The organism is Halomonas sp. S3-1-1, assembly GCF_023757625.1.
Classification (GTDB): Bacteria; Pseudomonadota; Gammaproteobacteria; order Pseudomonadales; family Halomonadaceae; genus Vreelandella.
The window spans coordinates 118015-138281 of record NZ_JALGBZ010000007.1 but is presented as its reverse complement, the minus strand read 5'-3'; the positions used below and the strand labels follow the sequence as shown (position 1 = coordinate 138281).

20 protein-coding genes are annotated in these 20267 nt (G+C 61.8%); 1 reads left to right on the top strand and 19 read right to left on the bottom strand.

The window, feature by feature from the left end; all coding sequences use genetic code 11:
• Positions 1–5 precede the first annotated feature (5 nt).
• The 9 genes from icmH to tssB are packed head-to-tail and all read right to left on the bottom strand — an operon-like array spanning position 6 to position 9350.
• Positions 6–842 (bottom strand): type IVB secretion system protein IcmH/DotU, encoded by an 837-nt coding sequence (gene icmH / locus MQW23_RS17770; protein WP_252109553.1) that lies wholly within the window; start codon positions 840–842, stop codon positions 6–8.
• A gap of 3 nt (positions 843–845) precedes the next feature.
• Positions 846–2180 (bottom strand): type VI secretion system baseplate subunit TssK, encoded by a 1335-nt coding sequence (gene tssK / locus MQW23_RS17765; protein ID WP_252109552.1) that lies wholly within the window; start codon positions 2178–2180, stop codon positions 846–848.
• Positions 2180–2719, bottom strand: coding sequence for a type VI secretion system lipoprotein TssJ (gene tssJ / locus MQW23_RS17760; protein WP_252109551.1), 540 nt, complete (start codon positions 2717–2719; stop codon positions 2180–2182). Before tssJ ends, tssK begins: the two co-directional genes overlap by 1 nt.
• The gene (tagH, locus tag MQW23_RS17755) at positions 2716–4095 is read right to left on the bottom strand and encodes a type VI secretion system-associated FHA domain protein TagH (protein ID WP_252109550.1); all 1380 of its coding nucleotides are present in this window, start codon (positions 4093–4095) and stop codon (positions 2716–2718) included. Before tagH ends, tssJ begins: the two co-directional genes overlap by 4 nt.
• 3 nt (positions 4096–4098) lie before the next feature.
• Entirely contained in the window at positions 4099–5121 is a 1023-nt protein-coding gene (gene tssG, locus MQW23_RS17750) for a type VI secretion system baseplate subunit TssG (protein WP_252109549.1), read from the bottom strand.
• A complete protein-coding gene (gene tssF / locus MQW23_RS17745; RefSeq protein ID WP_252109548.1) occupies positions 5085–6845 on the bottom strand; it encodes a type VI secretion system baseplate subunit TssF in 1761 nt (586 codons plus the stop codon). The genes tssG and tssF overlap by 37 nt, the downstream gene beginning before the upstream one ends.
• 18 nt (positions 6846–6863) lie before the next feature.
• Positions 6864–7295, bottom strand: a complete 432-nt coding sequence (gene tssE / locus MQW23_RS17740) for a type VI secretion system baseplate subunit TssE (RefSeq protein ID WP_252109547.1) — start codon at positions 7293–7295, stop codon at positions 6864–6866.
• Positions 7296–7307: 12 nt separating this feature from the next.
• The gene (gene tssC, locus MQW23_RS17735) at positions 7308–8792 is read right to left on the bottom strand and encodes a type VI secretion system contractile sheath large subunit (RefSeq protein WP_252109546.1); all 1485 of its coding nucleotides are present in this window, start codon (positions 8790–8792) and stop codon (positions 7308–7310) included.
• A gap of 51 nt (positions 8793–8843) precedes the next feature.
• Positions 8844–9350 (bottom strand): type VI secretion system contractile sheath small subunit, encoded by a 507-nt coding sequence (gene tssB, locus MQW23_RS17730; protein ID WP_252109545.1) that lies wholly within the window; start codon positions 9348–9350, stop codon positions 8844–8846.
• A gap of 639 nt (positions 9351–9989) precedes the next feature.
• Here tssB and MQW23_RS17725 point away from each other — a divergent pair.
• Positions 9990–10508, top strand: a complete 519-nt coding sequence (locus MQW23_RS17725; RefSeq protein WP_252109544.1) for an Hcp family type VI secretion system effector — start codon at positions 9990–9992, stop codon at positions 10506–10508.
• Positions 10509–10590: 82 nt separating this feature from the next.
• On the opposite strand, the gene MQW23_RS17720 is transcribed toward MQW23_RS17725, so the two are convergent.
• The 10 genes from MQW23_RS17720 to murJ form a co-directional block, all read right to left on the bottom strand.
• Positions 10591–11058, bottom strand: coding sequence for a pilus assembly PilX family protein (locus MQW23_RS17720; RefSeq protein WP_252109543.1), 468 nt, complete (start codon positions 11056–11058; stop codon positions 10591–10593).
• Positions 11045–11515 carry a prepilin-type cleavage/methylation domain-containing protein gene (locus tag MQW23_RS17715; protein WP_252109542.1) on the bottom strand — a complete coding sequence of 157 codons (471 nt, stop codon included), beginning with the start codon at positions 11513–11515 and terminating at the stop codon, positions 11045–11047. Before MQW23_RS17715 ends, MQW23_RS17720 begins: the two co-directional genes overlap by 14 nt.
• Positions 11512–11913, bottom strand: coding sequence for a type IV pilus modification protein PilV (gene pilV / locus MQW23_RS17710; protein ID WP_252109541.1), 402 nt, complete (start codon positions 11911–11913; stop codon positions 11512–11514). Before pilV ends, MQW23_RS17715 begins: the two co-directional genes overlap by 4 nt.
• Positions 11914–12333 carry a type IV pilin protein gene (locus MQW23_RS17705; protein ID WP_319022819.1) on the bottom strand — a complete coding sequence of 140 codons (420 nt, stop codon included), beginning with the start codon at positions 12331–12333 and terminating at the stop codon, positions 11914–11916.
• Between the two features lie 61 nt (positions 12334–12394).
• Complete coding sequence (gene ispH, locus MQW23_RS17700) at positions 12395–13384, bottom strand: 4-hydroxy-3-methylbut-2-enyl diphosphate reductase (protein ID WP_252109540.1); 990 nt, start codon at positions 13382–13384, stop codon at positions 12395–12397.
• A gap of 217 nt (positions 13385–13601) precedes the next feature.
• On the bottom strand, positions 13602–14045 hold the full coding sequence (gene fkpB, locus MQW23_RS17695) for an FKBP-type peptidyl-prolyl cis-trans isomerase (protein ID WP_252109539.1): 444 nt from the start codon (positions 14043–14045) through the stop codon (positions 13602–13604).
• Between the two features lie 10 nt (positions 14046–14055).
• A complete protein-coding gene (gene lspA / locus MQW23_RS17690) occupies positions 14056–14601 on the bottom strand; it encodes a signal peptidase II (RefSeq protein ID WP_252109538.1) in 546 nt (181 codons plus the stop codon).
• Positions 14594–17425, bottom strand: a complete 2832-nt coding sequence (gene ileS / locus MQW23_RS17685; RefSeq protein ID WP_252109537.1) for an isoleucine--tRNA ligase — start codon at positions 17423–17425, stop codon at positions 14594–14596. The genes lspA and ileS overlap by 8 nt, the downstream gene beginning before the upstream one ends.
• A gap of 8 nt (positions 17426–17433) precedes the next feature.
• Complete coding sequence (gene ribF / locus MQW23_RS17680; RefSeq protein ID WP_252109536.1) at positions 17434–18537, bottom strand: bifunctional riboflavin kinase/FAD synthetase; 1104 nt, start codon at positions 18535–18537, stop codon at positions 17434–17436.
• A 126-nt stretch (positions 18538–18663) separates the two neighbouring features.
• Positions 18664–20235 (bottom strand): murein biosynthesis integral membrane protein MurJ, encoded by a 1572-nt coding sequence (gene murJ / locus MQW23_RS17675; protein WP_252109535.1) that lies wholly within the window; start codon positions 20233–20235, stop codon positions 18664–18666.
• Between the last annotated feature and the right edge of the window lie 32 nt (positions 20236–20267).

Here is a 20267-nt window from a genome sequence, read left to right as displayed (position 1 = left end):
ATCTCCTAACGGTAAAGTTGGTTGAGAAGCGTGGTGAGCTGTTCGGCTTGCCGGTCGAGCGACAGCGAGAAACCCAGATAGACGGCCACCATGGCCACGGCGAATAGCGCAAAGATGCCCCATACGGGAAAGGTCGCGCCGCGGCGCTTTCTTCCCTGGACCACGTTGTGAAGCGGCTGGGTCAGTCTGTCTTCGGTGGGCGGCTCCATAGAGGAGAGCTGGTCGCCCAGAGCGCGCACGATCTGCTCGTACTCGTCGCGCCCGTGGGACATGACTCGGTAGCGACCTTCGAAGCCCAGGCACAGGCACAGGTAAATAAAGGCGAGCATGTCCCGATAGCGCTGCGGCTCTTGCTGTAGGCGCGCGAGAATCGAGAACACCTTCTCTCCGCCCCAGGTCTCGTTGTGAAAGCGGGCGAGCAGCGAGTGCTCCGCCCACTTGCTCTGCCGCCCCCAAGGCATACCCATGACCGCCTCGTCAATGAAGGAGCAGAGCACGTAGCGATATGCCAGAAGCGTAGCGCGGTCATAGCCTTGCTCGGTCAGCTCGATCTCGATGGCGGCAATCTCGTCCACCACCTGACGGTAGAGACGCTCGACATCGGATACGTGATCGAGCTGGCGTACCCGAACTACCATGCCCAGAAGGCTTCCGGCGGCATCGACCAACGGGTTGAGGTTGTGGCCGCGCAGCCGGAACCAGTAATCCTCGTCGGCATCGAGCTGCTCGGCGTGGCTGTGGATCAAATGCTCGAGCCCACGCTCGTTGATCAGGTCTTCGTGGCGCCCTTTCATGGAACCGCGCGGCGCAGCGCTCCCACCGTCGCTTGCTAAGTGTTGCATGGCTTAACTCCTGATCGCCCAGAACTGCATTTCGAGCCCCGGGAACTCCCCGGCCACGTGGAACGCAAAACCGCTGGCGCCGTCGAGCATGCTCCAGGCCTCGCTCTGGCGGTCCAACTGGAAGTAGGTGTAGCCAGCGTGATAGGGCAGTTCTCGCGGGGCCACCGGTAGCGGCTCCAGCGGCACACCCGGCAACTGCAGGCTGATCAGATCGCGAATACGTTCCACGCTTGCGACCTTGGTCTGCTGCAGGAACAGCTTGCGCAGCCGCTCGCCGGGCATGTCGGCGCGCACCGCGAGAATGAACTGGGCCGACTCGATCAGGCTGATGTCGGACAGCGGTGCCACCAGCAGCCCGAAACGGCGCGACTGCAGCTGGATCGCCACGGCGCGAGGTTCCAGCACCGTGGACAGCGCCTGTCGCAGCATCTTCATCAGCGGCCGGAAGGCACGGTCCGGGTGGTCGTGATCGTAGGCCGGGCACTCCGGCGGCAGGCGCGACTCATCGGTGAAAGTGACCAGTTCACAGGCGATCTCGTGCATGGTGTCGTAGAGGCGCTCCGGGTGGAGCTGGCCCAAGCGCGCCAGATGCTGAAAGCGTGGCTGGGCGCGGTTCAGAAGCTGCAGCAGCATGAAATCCGCGACGTCCGCCACGCCGGCCTGATGTGGCGTCGAGAGGCGCTGAGCAATGTTGCGCGCGCGCTCACGCATCAGTCCCGCCATCTCGCCGATGAAGCGCTGGAGGCCGGGAGCGGCCTGGACGTTCAAAAGTGTCGGCAGAAACTGCTCGTCGAGCACGAGGCTTCCGTCCGGACGACGCTCGACGATACGTGCCACGGCCAGGCAGGCATAGCCGCTTCGGTCGTCGCGCTCCAGCAGCAGCCGCGGCGATACGCGAGCGACGTCCAGCTCGGTCGTCGCGCCCTCCTGAGAGTGCAGGTCGCGTACGCTGCGTGTGGTCATGCGATAGCGCGCGGGCAGATCGTCCCCGGGCCAGCGCACCTCGCCCACGCCGTCGGTCGAGAGCGGAATGCCCAGGTAGACGACCTGGTTGGTGATGCTCGCATCATCGATCTCGAGCGCGCCGGGCTCGAGATCGTCGCTGGGCAGGTGAAACGCCACGCCGTCCGGCATGATGCCGCTGGCCCGGCTGATGGCGATACGCCCAAAGCTTAGAAACTCGTTGTTGAGTTCCAGGGTCAGAAAGCCGTAGAGATAGTGGCTCACTCCCTTGAGACGCGTATCGACAAGCCCCTCGAGGCTTCGCTGCTGCTGCTGGAAATGCTGGGGCTTGATGAACAGCCCCTCGCTCCATACCACGCGGTTACGACTGGCCATTACTCCTCCTTCCTTAGCTCGACTTCGCTGTCACGGAGGTGAACAAGCAGGTGATAGTGCTCGGCGCGGCTTCTTACTTTTACGACCTTCTTCCACTGCGCTTCGTTGGGCGTGGCGTAGAAGGCGATAACACCGATATAACGGGTCTGTTCGTCGATTTCGAAGGGCTCGTAGAACTTCCACTGCCCCGGCAGCAAGGTGAAATCGTCGTGGGTCAGGTAGTTGGTACCCAACGCTTCTTCCAGATCGCTGTTGAGCTGCAGGATATCCGCCGCCATCAGCATCGAGTCGTCCTTGAGCTGCAGCACCTGAAAGCGCAGCGGCGTCCCTTCACCCTCCACGTTGGGGTTGGCATCGGGCTCGGAGACCATGCTGAGATCAACTAGCGTCGGGCGATCTTCCGGATAGCCCACGGGGATCGACGGGTCGCGCATCACCTCCCAGGTCTTGCCCGCCGCCTCCCGAGTCGAGGCGCAGCCGGTGAACAGCAGGCACAGGCAGGCTATGCACGCGAGCCGTGCAAACGTGGCAGTGCTCATGGTGCATCTCGCTGCTGGCGGCGAACGGACTGGTCGTAGGCCTGCTCGAACACTTCCCAGAACAGTTTCTGAAAACCCTGCTGGCGGTTGGAGATGAGTTCGCGGTAGTAGTGCTGGTACATTTCCCAGGCCCAGCCATCCTCGTTCTCGATCCGGTTGCCCGCCCCCCGGTAGGCGTGAAAGCGCTTGAGCATCGCTTCTGGTGAGAAGGCATCCAGAATGGCGCCCAGCGCTTCGCCGATCGCCTCTTCCACGCCTGCCTGATGCTGGCCCTGGTGGCGAAGGCTTTCGGCGACCGCCTCGGGCGCGGAGAGATGCACGTAGCTGCGCTGGGCCGAAAACATGGTCTCGGCGGTCTCTTCGAAGGAGAGCCCCAAGCGCAGCGGGTTGTCCTCGATGGGCTGGAGGCGACGGTCACGCAGCGGGTATTTGCTGTCGTTCTGGGTCTGCTGGAGCGAGCGCAGGCCATCGATGGTGGCGCGCAGGGTCTGGCCGGCCTCTTCCAGAAACGCCTGCTGCTCGCCGCTGTCGCGAAACGCCAGATCGAGCCCCAAACCGCGAAGCAGCGGGTCGGCCCCCACATGGCTCAACTCCTGTGGCATCGGCTTTTGCCAGCGGTCTTCCAGCTGTTCGCCTACCGAGCGCTCCAGGTCGTTCAGTTGCCGCTCATCCATGTCACTGCTCCTCTGCTTTCTTGTGCCGGTTAAGGGTTTGATGCCGGGAAGACGCACCGCTTCTTCGCGTGGCTCCTGTGTGCCTTGCCCGTAGTGTTCGTTACGCGTGAACGGCAGCTCTTCCAGCGGGTCGATTCCGCGCGCGAACGGCTGGCTATCGTCCAAAGCTCTCATTGGGTCGTGCTGGAGTGAGCCAGGAATCACTCCGCCAAGCGCCTCAATCGGATCCTCACGCTGGTCCAAGCGCTCGAGCTCGCCTCCCTGCTCGCGCTGCAAGGGTCCGGTGCCCGCATCGCCGGTGACGTCCTCCTGCTCCTCGTCGACCAACGTGGTGAGCGAATGCACGCCCGGCTGCCAAGCGTGACGGTTGCCCAGATGGACCTTGAGCCGATAAATGCCCACGTTCAGCTCGTCGCCATCGCGCAGAGCGACCTTTCGGTTGCGTCCGACCGGCAGCGTGGCCCCGTTGATAAAGGTGTAGCCGCTGGTGTCCACCAAACAGAACTTGCCGTCGGCCTTGGTGATCTCGGCGTGATGCGGCTTGATTCTTCGTGCTTGGTCCTGAAGCAGCCAGCCATCGGCATCGCCGCTTCCGAGCGTGCCTCCGTCACTGTGAAAAACGTGGCTGCTGGAAGAGCGGCCCTCGAGCTGTTCGCTGTTCAGGACCACCAGCGTTATGGCGTCAAACGGATCGGCTTGCATGGTTCAACTCATCATTTGGATACGTACGCGACGACGCGTGGCTTCTTCGTCGCCTTCGGGGTCTACAAACGTGGTCCAGCCCAGTTGACAGGAACCCGCATCGCCCAGACGCATCGGCTTCACTTCGCTTTCCAGAAGCTCGAGCTCCAGGTCATAGGCCAGCGGCTCGCGCAGTACGAAGCTCACCAGGGTCTTCAGCGGCTCGTGCTCCTGGCCGTCGGGCAGAAAGTCGCGAAAGCGCTCAAGGCTCAAGCCACGCAGGCAGAGCGCGAACTTGCCTTGAACATCGGCAACGCGTTCGCCGGCGACCAGATCCTCGCCCAGCGTCATGGCGCCGAGCCCGACGCGGCTTCGCTGGTCCAGGGGAATCTCCACCCAGCGCTTGACCCACTGTTCGATTTCGACGCGTACAAGATCGAAACAGTGGCTGACGATGCCGCAGACCACTTCCGGCGAGCGCGAGCGCCCCGCCAGCAGGCCGGCATAGGCCAGCATCTTGCTCCAGTTGATCGACGTCTCGCCGCGAAGCTCCTCGTCGGCCAGCCCCACCAGGGCGAACACCGCGGCCGAAAAGCCGTCCCGAGCGTTATCCTGATAGCGCACGTAGTGGCGATACTTGCGCCAGTTGCGGTGCATCAGGGTCAGCAGGCGATGATTGAAGAAATTCAGAAAATCGCTCGCGCTGCCCTCTTGGTGCGCCGAGGCATGGGCCAGTGCCTCCAGGTAGTAGCTCGGCAGCGGCGACTGGGCGCCCTGAAGCCCCAGAAAGCTCACCTCCATGGCGTACTGACCCGGTTCACCGGTTTCCAGCGCCAGTACGTCGCTGCCGGGAAATCCCAGCGACGCCGAGGTTCTGTAGTTCACGCGTGAAAACGCGGACACGCTACCGCCAGACCGCTGCTCCAGGTCGTCGTCATGACGGCGGTGCAGAAGCTCTACCAGTTGAAAAAAATCAAAGCGTCGCGCCCTATTCACCAGCGGCGCTAGCGCTACATCAGAGGCTGCTGCCCCTCCTGCATGCTCCATACGTAACGCTCCTGGTTTTGTCGGTTGATGACCTGCAGCTCGTGAAAGGAGTTGATGCTGGCGTACAAAGAGAGAAAGCGCGCCAGCACGCTACCGAACAGGTACAGGCCGCCTTCATCGCCAAAAGCGTCTTGATCCAGCGTCATGACCGAACGCAGGCCGCGCACCGGCATGCCGCAGCGCAGCCGATCCACCGGCTGGGTATCGATATCGATGATGCCCGACAGGCGCTTTTGCGCGATGCGCTCGGCCTGACGGTCGACCAGCGCACGGAAGTCGTAGGCCTTGAGTACCGAGCAGAGCGCATCGCGGTTAAGGAGCGAAAGATAGTTAAGCGACAGATTCGAGATCAGCACCCACAAGAGCTTGTCGTCGATGGCCGGACGCAGCACCGGCGTGGGCCGGGTAATGTTGCGAAAGCCGGCGAAAGTGGGGCTTTTCTCGGTCTCGACGCTGAGATCGCCTACCGTCAACTGCTCGGGAAGCTCGCGGTTGCTGCAGGTCAGGTGCAGCGATATCGTTTCGCGCCGGCCCAGGCATTCGGCTTCGTCGCCGCGAATAAAGGCAATGTCGTGATCGAAGCCGTCGCCTCGCAGGCTCGCCCCGACTCGCGTGCGATAGTAGAGCGACGCATGCCCGCGATCGCGCTCGACCTGGTGCTGGAAGCTCTCGAAGGGTACGTAGCGGCGCTGGCCTTTCTGAGCGCTGCCGCTGCCCTCCAGCCGGCCTTCCACGTCATCCACGCTGAATACTTCGAAATGCGATGGCGCCTTGCTGCTCGGGCGGATACGGTACTCGCTGCGCTCGCCGGTCAGGTCGATGGGCTCGGCATCATGCTCGAACAGGTTGATCGCCGGCGTGCAGTAAAGCGCCAGGTGTTCATCCTGCAGACGCGCATCGGTGGGTAGCGGGCGCTTGAACACGAAACGTAGCGTCACCCGCGAGGCCGTGCTGGCAGGCATCACCCCGGCCAGCTCTTGAACGTCGAAGAAGTGAAACGCCTCGGGAAAACACAGGTACTCCTGCAGGATGCGATAGCCCTGGTGCACGTTGCGCGGATACGGCAACAGCGCCTGGTCGCGCTCGAAACCGACGGCGCGCAGCGCGCGACTCGGCAGTGTTCGGCGTTCGCCGTCCACCTCGACCTCCAGCCGGCTCAGATAGTGGCTCATCCACAGATACAGCGTGCGGGCGGTATAGCCATCGCCCCCCAGGTGCAGACGCAGCGCCTCGAGGCCGAGCTCGTTCATCGGCTGGTCACTGTGCACGTCCATGGCCAGCTCGACGATCGAACTCTCACGCGTGTGGCGTGCCGTGACGCCGGCGTGGGCCAGCGGGTAGAGAGTGACATCGTGACAGGTGCGAAACAGGCACGTCGTCCCTTCGACGGGCGTGCTCGAAAGCTCGGTGCCACGCGCCACGCGCTGACGCTGGCTCAGCACGTGCCACACTGGCGCGAACTGCACGACGGTCATGCTGGGCACCGGGCGAAGGTAGTTGGGCCACAACATGCTGATCAACGAGTGGGTCAGCTCGGGAAACTCGTCCTCTACCTTCTCGCGCATGCGTCCGGTCAGAAAGGCAAAGCCCTCCAGCAGACGCTCGACGTCGGGGTCGGTGCTACGTTCGGAGAGAAAGCGGCTTAGCCTTGGGTTCGCCTCGGCGAACTCTCGGCCCTGACGCTTCAAGAAGTTGAGTTCATCGCGATAATAGCGGTTGAGCATGGATGCCTCGTCGCAGCATCAGTTGAGGCACTGATAGCGCTTGTTGTTGAGCAGCAGGTCGATCGTGGCCTGAGTGCTGTCGTCGCCCAAGGCGACGGTGGCATGCACCTGAAAGCGCAGTTGAAGAGGGTCGCCGGGATTGGGGAGTGACTCCACCTCTACCCGTTTTACCCGGGGCTCGAAGCGTTCGATGCACTGGCGAATCGCCTGCTGGATATTGAGCTCCAGATCCAGCACGCCGATGGTGGCGTCATTGAAATCCAGAAGCCCCAGCTCCGGTGCGCAGGCGTTGTTTCCCGGGTGGCTGTTCAGAAGCTCCACCAGGTGACGCTTGATCGACTCCACCACCTCGGTCAGCCGGTTCTGCTCGGTGAGCGCTTCCGGCTGATGAGGCGCCGCCAGGCGTTCGAACAATCGGCTACCCAGACGCCCATTGCTTTCCATGGCCATAGCGGGCTTTCCCTATTCCTTGTCGAGACGACCAACCAGAGAGAGCTCGAAGTTCGCGCCCATGTACTTGAAGTGCGGACGCACCGACATCGATACCTGATACCAGCCCGGCTCGCCCTCAACATCCGATACCTGAATAGAGGCGGCGCGCAGCGGACGGCGGCTACGCACATCGGAGGGCGGGTTCTCCTGGTCGGCCACGTATTGGCGAATCCAGGCGTTGAGTTCGCGCTCGAGGTCCTGACGCTCCTTCCAGGAACCGATCTGCTCGCGCTGCAGCACCTTCACGTAGTGCGCCAGACGGTTGATGATGAACATGTAAGGCAGCTGCGTGCCGAGCTTGAAGTTCGTTTCAGCCGCCTTGCCCTCCGTGGTGTTGGGAAACACCTTGGGCTTTTGTACCGAGTTGGCCGAGAAGAAGGCGGCGTTGTCGCTGCCCTTGCGCATGGTCAATGAGATGAAGCCCTCTTCGGCCATCTCGAATTCGCGTCGGTCGGTGATCAGCACCTCGGTGGGAATCTTTGCCTGAAGCTGACCGAAGGCCTCATAGGTGTGCACCGGCAGATTCTCGACGGCACCACCGCTTTGCGGACCGATGATGTTGGGACACCAGCGGTACTTGGCAAAGCTGTCGGTAAGCCGTTCCGCCAGTAGGTAGGCGGTATTGCCCCACAGGTAGTGCTCGTGGTTCTCGCTGACCGTTTCGCGGTAGTTGAAGGTCTTGACCGGATTTTCGATTGGATCGTAAGGCGTGCGCAGCAGAAAGCGCGGCGCGGTCAGCCCCAGGTAGCGCGCGTCCTCGGACTCGCGCAGACTACGCCAGCGAGCGTACTTCGGCCCTTCGAAGATGGACTTAAGATCCTTGATATTAGGCAGCTCTTCGAAGCTTTCGATACCGAAGAACGAAGGCGCCACCGATGACATGAAGGGGGCATGCGCCATGGCACCGACCGCCGAGGTGTACTGCAGAAGCTTCATGTCCGGCGTCGAAGGCGAAAAATCGTAGTGACCGATGATGCCCGCCACGGGCTCACCGCCGAACTGGCCATAACCGGCGTTGTAGACGTGGTGGTATAGCCCGCTCTGACTTACCTCAGGGGCGAACTCGAAATCCTCGAGCAATTCCTGCTTGGTAGCATGCAGCACGTCGAGCTTTATGTTCTCGCGAAAATCGGTGCGATCCACCAGTAGCTTGAGGCCGCGCCATGCGGATTCGAGCTGCTGAAACTCCTGGTTGTGAAGGACCTCGTCCACCTGATGGCTGATCTTGCGGTCAAGCTCGACAATCATGTCGTCAACGATGGACTTGTTGACCTTGGGGGCCGAGCCATCGTTCGCCAGAAGCTGTGAAATGAAAGCCGCAACCCCTTGCTTGGCTACGTCATATCCTTCGTCAGCGGGCGCCATTCGGGTTTGCGCCATCACCTGATCCAGCAACGAAACCTCTTCGGTTTCTGCCTGTGCTGCCTGGGACTGCTGATTCTCCGTCTTACTCATCGTCTAGTCTCGCATTGGGAATCGAAAAGAGAATGCACGGGCCTGCAAGGGCTACTCGCCTTGCGAGTCCGTGTCCAACAGCTCCAGCTCGTTGAGCAGTTGCTGGCGCGCCTCGTCGTTTTCCAACAGCTTTTGCAAGCGATCCCGGAAGGCCGGCACGTTACCCAAAGGTCCCTTGAGCGCCACTAGCGCTTCACGCAGTTCGACCAGCTTACGCAGCTCGGGCATCTGCTTGGCGATGGAGTCCGGCGAGAAGTCCTCCAAGGATTTGAAAGAGAGATCAACGGCCACCTCATCAGGCTCGTTGCGCTCTTCCAGACGGTTGCTAACCGAGGTCTGCAAGGTCAGGCCAGCCTCACGCATGACCGATGGGAAGTTGTTCTTGTCCACCGAAACCGCTTGGCGCTCTTCAATGGGGGCTTCCTCTTCTCCACCCTTGAAGTCGCCCACTACCAATAGCTTGAGCGGCAGTTCAGTATCTGCCTGCTGGTCGCCGGTGGCCGGAACATACTTGATGTTAATGCGTTCTTTAGGCGCGACCGTGCCTTGTTTAGCCATGAGATTCGTCCTGAGAGTGAAAAAATCGAACGTTTCAATCAATAATCCTCAATCGAAAAACGATAACGAATCTCAGTCACCGACACCAATGGGTCATTTTTAAACACCGCGGCGGCCATTCATTAATTCGAATTTATTCCGTTTACAAGATGGGCGATTTTTGCCTTATTTTTAGGAAGTTAAACGGCGAATTAATCAATATTAACTACGCTAAAAAACAATGTAAGAAATATCTTACAAAATTAATCAGATATCTCTTAATAAGAAAGAGGTTTATTTCTGACACCGCAAGCTTTGTATAGGCGGGTCACCAATAAAATGATCGGTACAATTCACTCCAGTGAACTCCCCTTGACGATGCTTTGCACGACGTAAAAGCCCCTTTTTCGCCTCCCCCATACACTCACCTCTCATGACCATGCAGCATGGTTTGAAAATCGAGCCACTTGTTGCTCTTTCAGCAATCTCTTGCCTGAAAACAGGCAAAAGATTGCCCAAAGAAATTTTGTTTTTTCCTTACGAATAAATTAAGCATTTGATATCGATAATTTTTTAATTATTGGCATACGCTTTGCCCTTTATAAGTACGTCAACGGGTGTTCCTACCCTCTTTAATGACTTACGAACCAGGAGTTCATCATGCCAACACCGTGTTATATCAGCATCGAAGGTCAGACTCAGGGCAACATCACTGCGGGTGCTTTCACCCCTGATTCGGTCGGCAACATCTATGTCGAGGGCCACGAAGACGAGATGCTGGTTCAGGAATTCAAGCACGTCGTTACCGTGCCGACCGACCCACAGTCCGGTCAGCCTTCCGGCCAGCGAGCTCACAAGCCGTTCGTCTTCACCGTGGCACTGAACAAAGCCGTGCCGCTGATGTACAACGCTCTGGCTTCCGGCGAAATGCTTCCCAATGTGGAGCTAAAGTGGTACCGCACGTCCGTTGAAGGTCGCCAAGAGCACTTTTTCACCACGTCGCTCACCGATGCCACCATCGTCGATATCAACCTGCGTATGCCTCACGCTCAGGACATCAATAAGGCCGAGTTCACTCAGCTGATGGACGTATCGCTGGCTTACCGCAAGATCGATTGGGAACACACCGTCGCCGGCACCTCCGGCTCCGACGACTGGCGCGCGCCGATCGAGGGCTAAGCATTTACTTTTCCAAGATCTCTAAACCCCTTCTTTCGAAGGGGTTTTTTTATGGATACTTCACGCCGAAGAAGCCTGACAACTACTCCCACACAATCTGTTCCGAGCCATTATTACTTAAGCGCATCAATACCGGGGCACCGTGCGCGATCAACGCGCCGTCGCTCGAGTAGGTCACGCCGAGTGCCAATACCCAACGCTCGGCGCCTCGCATCACGGGCAAATAAAGACACGCCTCCTCGACACAGCGGTGCACCGCGGCGGGGTGCGCGGTGAATACCGGCCAGCGAGCGTTTTGACCGAATTCGAGTACCGGCGCACTATGCCAGTCGAGCGTATCAACGGCGGAAAGCGCTTTCGCGGCCGCAGTCTCGGCGCGCATCTGCGCCTTGAGCGCGGCGCGGTAGTTGGCGGACTGACGCTGGTCCACTAGCGCCGACTGAACGCCAACGAGGCCGAGCATTAGCGCGCCGGTCAAAACGACCATGACCACCACCAGCGCCGCACCGCGCTGACGGCCAAGCGCGGGGGTGTTATCAGTGGGGCGCATCGTCACTCGCTAGCCCATAGGGGCGCTTGGTGACATGAAAGGCAATCCGTTGCCCGTTGGGGCCAAGCGGCAGGGCGACGCGAAACACGCCGTTCTGAACGGGTTCGACCAACGCATCTGTTTGCGCGCAGGCGCCCGGCCCGAGCCTGTCGAAAGAGACCAGCGGCTGGGCCTCTTCACTGTCCTGCACGGTACAGCGGCACTCCCCCGGCTCGCCGCGACACTCAAGGTAAAAAGCCGCTGCGTTTTGTGTGCTGGAGGCACCCGGGCGCCGCAGCCGGTCGACCATGGTCGTGGCGGTATAGATGAGGGTTTGCTGCTGACGGCCCAGCCGGTCCACCTGCTCGAAAGTGTGAAAGCTCGACAGCAACAGCTGCCCGGCGCCAATCACCACGGCGCTGGAAAGCACCACCGCGACCAGCGCATCCACCAGCGTCAAACCGCGCTGCCCGTTCATGGGCGCCCCTTCGGACGGGCAGGCAGCTCGAGTCGGTACGTCGCGGGCTCAAACGACACGCGCGTCACGGTGATCAAAAACGCGCAGCCCTCACGTTCGATGGTGCCAAGGGCATCGCCGGCAAGCAGCGCCGCGCCCTCTTCGAACCAGTACTGGCGCCAGTGTCGCTCGACGCGGCCAAGCGCAATATCGGCGCAGGCGGGCGCCGTGCGGTACTCAGCCCAGAGCCGCTCCTGAGCATCCAGCGCGGCGACGCTTGCCAACGTCTGACGATAGCCGTCACGAGCGCTTTGCAGGGATTTCAACTGGAGAGCTGCCATGGCGACCAGCCCAAGTGAGAGTACCAGCAGCGCGACCAGCGACTCGACGAGCCCAAAGCCGCGCTGGTTGGCACCCATTTACCAGCACCGCTCGGGTTCACGCTCGCCGAGCGCGTTCAGGGTGAGCGGATCACTGCAGCCGTCGTCTTCATCGGTCGTGGCCGTCAGTAGAAAGCCGCCATCGTAGTCGGGCGTATTTTCGTTCGTATTGCCGAGGGTGCGTTCGATGGCGTAGTGGCCATCAGGCGAGGTATCAGCAATGGAGCAGCCATTGTCGTAGCTATAAAACTGGGCGTAGCAACGCTCGAGTTCGGCAGCGGCGTTTATAAGTCCCGCTTGGGCGTCGGTGCGAAGCGCATTTTGTGTATAACGCTGATAGCTCGGGTAGGCGATGCCCGCCAAAATAGCGACAATCGCCACCACGATGAGTATTTCGATGAGGGTGAAGCCGCGCGGGCGCATCGAAGCGCCAGCGCGTGGGTCAAAACGGTGGGTCACAACATCACCTCGTTTTAGTTAGCCCATATTTAGAGTATGGCTAAAACGAGCGTTGAAAACATCAGCTGCTTGCGATCACCTGGTCGCGAAGCTCTTTGGGCATCGAGAACACGATGGTCTCTTCGCGGCCGGCAAGCTCCGAAGGGTCCGTTGCGCCGAGCGACTTGAGCCGCTCGATCACGCCTTTGACCAGCACTTCCGGGGCGCTGGCGCCAGCGGTCACGCCGATACGCGAGACGTTGTCGAGCCAGTGATCCTCGATCTGGTCGGCGTTGTCGATGAGATAAGCGGGCGTACCGATCCGCTCCGAGAGCTCGCGCAGGCGGTTGGAGTTGGAGCTGTTGGGGCTGCCGACCACCAAAATGAGATCGTTTTGCGCCGCCAGGTCGCGCACCGCGTCCTGGCGGTTTTGCGTGGCGTAGCAGATGTCGTTCTTGCGCGGGCCCTGGATCTCGGGGAATTTACCTCGCAGCGCGTCTATCACCTTAGCGGTGTCGTCCATCGAGAGCGTCGTCTGGGTGACGAAAGAGAGCGTCGAAGGATCCACCACGTCGAGCTTCGCTACGTCCTCCTCGTCTTCGACCAGATAGATGCGTCCGCCGAAGGAGGTGTCGTAGCGGCCCATGGTGCCCTCGACCTCGGGATGGCCTTCGTGGCCGATCAAAATGCACTCCTGGCCGCGCTTGGCGTAGCGCAGCACTTCCATGTGCACCTTGGTCACCAGCGGGCAGGTGGCGTCGAACACCTTCAAGCCTCGGCGGTCGGCATCTTCCTGCACCGCCTGGGACACCCCGTGGGCAGAGAAGATCACGATGACGTCGTCCGGCACCTCGTCGAGCTCTTCGACGAACACCGCGCCGCGCTCGCGAAGCGAATCCACGACGAACTTGTTATGGACCACTTCGTGGCGCACGTAGATCGGCGGGCCGAAGACGTCGAGCGCCCGGTTGACGATGTCGATGGCGCGGTCCACCCCGGCGCAGAAGCCGCGCGGGTTGGCCAGCTGAATGGTGATCGGCGTCGTTTGAGACTCGGTTTCGGGTGCGTTCATGGTAGCGCCTTGATGCGTGAGCGCATCGCTGAGTGAATAGTGGCTGCCTGTCAGTAATGGCTAGCTGCCAATATGACTAGTAATCGATAGTGGCGATCGGCCTGGAGCTTTCCTACAGACAGCGCCGCGCTCGGCGTGTTCGCACGGCCCTCGAGCGCATGATAGCCGTCATTGACGCATCGGCACGTGTCGGTTTCGTGACCGGTGCCGCGCCGGCTCAGTGCGTGGTCGTCGGTTTGACCTCGAGCACGTCGACTTCGAAGGTCAGTGTACGCCCGGCCAGCGGATGATTGAAGTCCACCTCGACCCGGTCGCCGTCGATGGTCTTGACCACGCCGGGAAGCTCGGTGCCGGCCTTGTCGGCAAAGGACATCACCATGCCGATCTCCGGCTCTTCGTCGCCGAAATCCGCGCGCTTGAGCGTTTGTATATTCTGCGCGTTGTGCTGGCCGAAGGCGTGCTCCGGGGTGATCTCGAACGTGCCGCTTTGACCCGGCGCGAGCCCCTTGATGGGATGCTCGAAGCCTGGCGGCAGGTTGCCGTCGCCGAAGACGAAGGTGGCCGCGGCTTTCTCTTTGGTCGAGTCTACCACCGTGCCGTCTTCGAGTTTCAGGGTGAAATGCAGGGTAATTTCCATACCCTCGTCGATCACGTAGTCCATGCGTTTCTCGCTATTGGGTGGTTTCGTTGACGGCGGCCTTTTTGCGCCGCCGATCGCCCATGACCGACTCCCAGATCAACAGGCCAGCGCCGATCACGATGCCCATGTCGGCCACGTTGAACGCCGGGTAGTACCAGCCGGCAACGTGGAAGGAGAGAAAGTCGACCACGTAGCCGTGGATCAGCCGGTCGTACAGGTTGCCCAGCGCCCCGCCGATGATCAATGGCAGCGCCAGAGCCAGAATTTTTTCGTCGCGGCGAATACGCGAGAGCCACACGGTCAGGGCGACGCTCGCCCCGACCGCAATGATGGCAAAGAACCAGCGCTGCCAGCCCGGGTGATCGGCCAAAAAGCTGAACGCCGCGCCGAAGTTGTGCATCAGGCGTAGATCGAAAAACGGCAGCACCTGAACCGGCGCGTTGTAATCGAGCACGTGGCTGAGCCAGTACTTGGTCAATAGATCGACCGCGATGACCGCCGCGGCGATCCATAAAAAGCGCAGCGGCCGGCGCATCGGCGCCCTTTCCGCTACCGGCGCCTGTGTCGCGTTAGGCATAGCGGCGGACCTCGCCGGGGCCATCCGGCAGGTTCAAAATCGAGCGCTCGCAAAGCGTCGGGTGCTCCGGGTGGCTGCCCACGTCCGGGCGGCGCTCCCAGCTGCGCTCGCACTTCTCATAAGGGCTCGGTGCGACCGCCACCTTGAGCCCCTCGAGCTCGCTGTGGGCACCGGCTTCGGCCTCGGCCAGCGGCTTGAGCGTCGCGTTCGAGGTGATCAGCACGAAGCGCAGCTCGTCGCCCAGGCTTTCCAGCAGCGCCTTTAGCTCGTCGCTGACATAGAGAGTCACTTCGCTATCCAGCGAGCCCTTGATGGTGCCTTCGCCGCGGGCCTCTTCCAGGCGCTTGTTGACCGCCTGCTTGACCTCGAGTACCTGCTCCCAGAACGCCCGGCCCATCTCGGCATCATTGGGAAGCGCCGAGAGCCCCTCGTAGTAGGTTTCCAGCAGCACGCTGTCGCCCCGCTCGCCGGGGATATGCTCGAAGATCTCCTCGGCGGTGAAGGAGAGAATTGGCGCGACCCAGCGCGAGAGCGCCTCAACCACATGATACAGCGCGCTCTGGCAACTACGGCGCGCCAGCGAATCCGCTTGAGTGGTGTACTGGCGATCCTTGATGATATCCAGGTAGAAGCCGCCCAGATCGCGGGCACAGAAGTCGTGCACCTGCTGGTAGACATCGCGGAAGCGGTACTCGTCATACGCGGTCTTGATGCGCGCCTGGAGTTGGTCGGCGCGGTCGACGATCCAGCGATCGAGCGCGATCATGTCGTCGAACGCCACCATATCGCGGCTCGGCTCGAAGCCGGTCAGGTTGCCGAGCAAAAAGCGCGCGGTGTTGCGAATGCGCCGGTAAACGTCGGCGGTGCGCTTGAGGATCTCATCAGACACCGCCATTTCGCCGGAGTAGTCGGTGGATGCGGTCCACAGGCGCAGAATGTCGGCGCCGAGCTTGTCCATCACCGTTTGCGGCGCGACCACGTTGCCGATCGACTTGGACATCTTGCGCCCCTGAGCATCGACGGTGAACCCGTGGGTCAGAAGCTCACGGTACGGCGGGTGGCCGTCGATGGCGGAGCCGGTCAAGAGCGACGAGTGGAACCAGCCGCGGTGCTGATCCGAGCCTTCCAGGTAGAGGTCCGCCCGCGGGCCGGACTCGTGGCCGTGGGGGTGCGAGCCTCGGAGTACGTGGCGGTGGGTGGTACCGGAGTCGAACCACACGTCCAGCGTGTCGGTGATTTTCTCGTACTCATCGGCCTCGGCGCCAAGCAGCTCCGTGGCATCCAGGTTAAACCAGGCGTCGATCCCCTCCTCTTCCACGCGCTTGGCGACCTCTTCCATCAGGCCGACGGTGTTGGGGTGCAGCTCGCCGGTCTGCTTGTGCAAAAAGAACGGAATCGGCACGCCCCAGTTACGCTGGCGCGAGATGCACCAGTCCGGGCGGTTGGCGATCATGCTGTGCAGACGCGCCTGGCCCCAGGCCGGGGTGAAATGGGTGGCTTCGATGCCGTCGAGGGCTTTCTGGCGCAGGGTCTTGCCGTCACGGCCTTCGATATCCATGCCCACGAACCACTGCGCCGTCGCGCGGTAGATCACCGGCGTTTTGTGGCGCCAGCAGTGCATGTAGCTGTGAGTAATCGGTGTGTGCGCCATCAAGGCGCCGGCATCAGAAAGCGCTTCGACGATTTTCGGGTTCGCCTTCCAGATCATCTGGCCGCCGAACATCTCGAGATCATCGACGTAGACGCCGTTGCTCTGTACCGGATTGAGCATGTCGTCGAAGCTCATGCCGTAGTCGCGGCAGGTATTGAAGTCGTCCACGCCGTAAGAAGGCGCGGAGTGGACGATCCCGGTGCTGCCGACCTCAGACTCGACGTAGTCCGCCAGATACACCGGCGACAAGCGATCATAAAGCGGGTGACGGAAGTTGATCAGCTCGAGCGCCTGGCCCTTGGCAGTGGCGATTACCTCGCCTTCGAGGCCAAAGCGCTCGAGGCAGCTCTCGACCAGCTCCTCGGCAAGCAGCAGCAGCCGCTCGCCGGTATCGACCAGCGCGTAGGTGAACTCCGGGTGGACGTTCAGCGCCTGGTTGGCGGGGATGGTCCAGGGCGTGGTGGTCCAGATGACCACGGCGGCGGGCCTGGAAAGCGCCTCCAACCCGAAGGCTGCGGCCAGCTTGTCGGCATCTTCGATCGGGAAGGCGACGTCGATGGCGTCGGACTTCTTGTCCTGATACTCGACTTCCGCTTCGGCCAGCGCCGAGCCACAGTCGAAACACCAGTTGACCGGCTTTAAGCCTTTGAACACGTAGCCCGCTTCGACCATCTCGGCCAGTGCTCTGATTTCGCCGGCTTCGTTGACGAAATCCATCGAGCGGTAGGGGCGATGCCAGTCGCCGATCACGCCCAGGCGCACGAAGTCGGTGAGCTGGGTTTCGATCTGGGCGGCCGCGTATTCGCGGCAGAGCTCACGGGCTTTGGAAGGCGACAGGTGCTTGCCGTGGGTGGTTTCGACCTTGTGCTCGATCGGAAGCCCGTGGCAGTCCCAACCCGGCACGTAAGGCGCATCGAAGCCAGCCAGGTTCTTGGACTTGACGATGATGTCTTTCAGGATCTTGTTGACGGCGTGACCGATATGGATGCTGCCGTTGGCGTAGGGAGGGCCATCGTGCAGTACGAACAGCGGGGCGCCGGCGCGGGCATCGCGTAGGCGCTGATAAAGATCCATGTCCTGCCATTTGGAAACCCGGCCCGGCTCCTGCTTGGGCAGCATGCCGCGCATGGGAAAGTCGGTATCGGGCAGATTGAGCGTGTGCTTGTAGTCCATAGGTCCGGTCAGCCGTCGTTAGCCTCGGCGTCGCCCGCCGAAGAGAAATCAGAAGAAGCGGCCTCTCGCCCGAGCGGGGCCGAAGCCAGCCAGGCCTCGAGCGCGCCGCCATCAAAAGGCGCCCTCGAAACCGATGATGTGAAATCCGCCTCAGCGGTGATCGCGGCGTCCGCCGAAGCGGTCTCGACAGGGGCAAAATAGCGCCGCGCGCGCGCCTGGTCGCGCTGGATCTGCGCTTTGAGCACGTCGAAGTCGTCGAACTTCACCTCGCCTCGCAGCCGCGCGCAGGGGTAAACGGTCAGCCGTTGGCCGTACAGGTCGCCGTCGAAATCGAACAGGTGCACCTCGAGGGTCGGGCGCTTGGCGCCGACGGTCGGGCGAAAGCCGACGTTGGCCACCCCCGGATAGTAGCGCCCATCGGCCAGCTCGCCGATCACCGCGAACACGCCGCGAAGGGTCAGGGGCTGCGGTAACAGCGGCAGGTTCGCCGTCGGCGCGCCGATGGTGCGACCAAGCTGCTGGTCGCGCACTACGCGCCCGGACACCGAATAGGGCCGACCCAGCAGGCACTGAGCGGCGGAAAAATTGCCGCTGGCGAGCATCGTGCGCACCCGGGAGCTCGATACGCGCTCGCCCTCTATCGTGAAAGTGCGCGTGTGCTCGACCGCGAAGCCCTCTTCGTCACCCACCGCCTTTAACAGCGCGAAGTCGCCGCGCCGGTCGCAGCCAAAGCGGAAGTCGTCGCCCACCACCAGGTGCTTCACGCCGAGCCCTTCGATCAGCACGCGGTCGATGAACTCGCGCCCGGTCAGGCTTCGAAGCGCCTCGTTAAAGGCCAGGCACAGCACCCGCTCGGCGCCGTGCTGACCCAACAGGCGCACCTTCTCGCGCAGCCGCGTAAGTCTGGGTGGGGCCTGCTCGCCGGCGAAGTACTCTCGCGGCTGAGGCTCGAACACCACCACCGTCAGCGGTAGCCCAAGGCGCGCGGCGTGCTCGCGGCACTGCTCCATGATCGCCTGGTGGCCGCGGTGCACGCCGTCGAAATTGCCGATCGTCGCCACGCAGCCGCCTTCGCTTGCGCCCAGATTGTGCAGACCTCGTATAACGTGCATGGCCCCTCTTTCGGTTGAAGCGTGCCAGTCTACGCGTGAGTGAAGATGCTTTTGAATCAACAAAGCCCTTGATTATAACGAACGCGCGGTGAAGGTGCAGTCACGATTGCGCCCATACCGCCCCACTCAGCTCGAAAGCCGAAAGTGGCGAAGCCGCAGCCCCCAAGCGGCGAGCCAGGCAAAATAGAGCCCACCACCGAGCGCCACCAGCCCCGCCACCCAGCCAACCCGCGTCCAAAGACTAAAATCGAGCCACGCCTGCCAGGGCGGCGTGAGTAGATATAGCGCGGCGCCCATGAGGGCGCTTCCGCCGAGAAGCTGAACTGCGTAGCGCCCCCAGCCGGGCTGAAACACCAGCACCTTTTCGCGATGCAGCAGGTAGCCCAGAAGCCCGGCGTTGAGAAACGCCGACAGCGCCGTTGCCAGCGCCAGCCCCGCATGGGCCAGCGGCCAGATCAACAGCAGATTGAAGACCATGTTGGCGACCATGGCGATGATGCCGACCTTGACCGGGGTTTTGGTGTCCTGACGGGCGAAAAAGCCCGGTGCCAGCACCTTGATCAGCATGAACGCCACCAGCCCCACGGCGTAGGCGCGCAGGCTCATGGCGGCCATCTGGATGTCGTTGTCGGTCATCGCGCCGTAGTGAAACAGCGTGATCAAAAACGGCTCGGCCAGCACGACCAGCGCCAGCGCCGCCGGCACGCCCAGCAGTAGCACCACGCGAATCGCCCAGTCGAGCATGGCGGCGAAGTGATCGCTGGATTTCTCTGCGTGGCGTTTGGAGAGCGCCGGCAGAATTACCGTGCCGATCGCCACGCCAAACACGCCCAGCGGCAGCTCTACCAATCGGTCCGAGTAGTAGAGCCAGGAGACGCTGCCCGCCGCCAGAAGCGAGGCCAACACGGTATCCAGCAGCAGGTTGATCTGCGATACCGACACGCCGAACAGCGCCGGCGCCATCAGCTTCAGGATGCGCTTCACCCCGTCGTGGGCGAAGTTGGGCCAGGGCGTAGGCAGAAGCCCTAACCGGTAGAGAAACGGCACCTGGAAAACGAGCTGGGCACACCCTGCGATCAGTACGCCCCAGGCCAAGGCCATGGCCGGCTCTTCCATCAGCGGCATCAAAAAAAGCGCCGCCCCGATCAGCGAGAGATTCAACAGCACCGGCGTGAACGCCGGTACGGCGAACCGGTTCCAGGTGTTGAGCACCGACCCCGAGAAAGCGGTCAGCGAAATCAGCAACAGGTACGGAAAGGTCAGGCGCAGCATGTCCGCGGTGAGCGCGAGCTTTTCCGGATCGCGGCCAAAGCCCGGCGCGAACAGCCAGATCAGCCAAGGCGAGAACAGCATGGCAAGCGCGGTAATGAGCGCCAGCATCGCGGTGAGGCTGCCCGCTACCGCGTTCAAAAGCTCGCGGATCTCCTCGCGGTTTTGCCGCGTCGAATACTCGGAGAGCACCGGCACGAAGGCCTGGTTGAACGCCCCTTCGGCAAACAGCCGACGCAGAAAGTTGGGGATCTTGAAGGCGACGAAAAACGCATCCGCCCCGTTGCCGGCGCCGAGAAACGTAGCCACCACGACGTCGCGCACTAAGCCCATGACCCTGGAGAGCATGGTCATGGCGCTGACGATCAGACCCGAGCGCATCAGAGTGCGCCGGGGGGCCGCGGCTTGCTGAGGGGAAGAGTCCGTCATCGCGTTATCCGTGGACGTATACAGGCACAAAA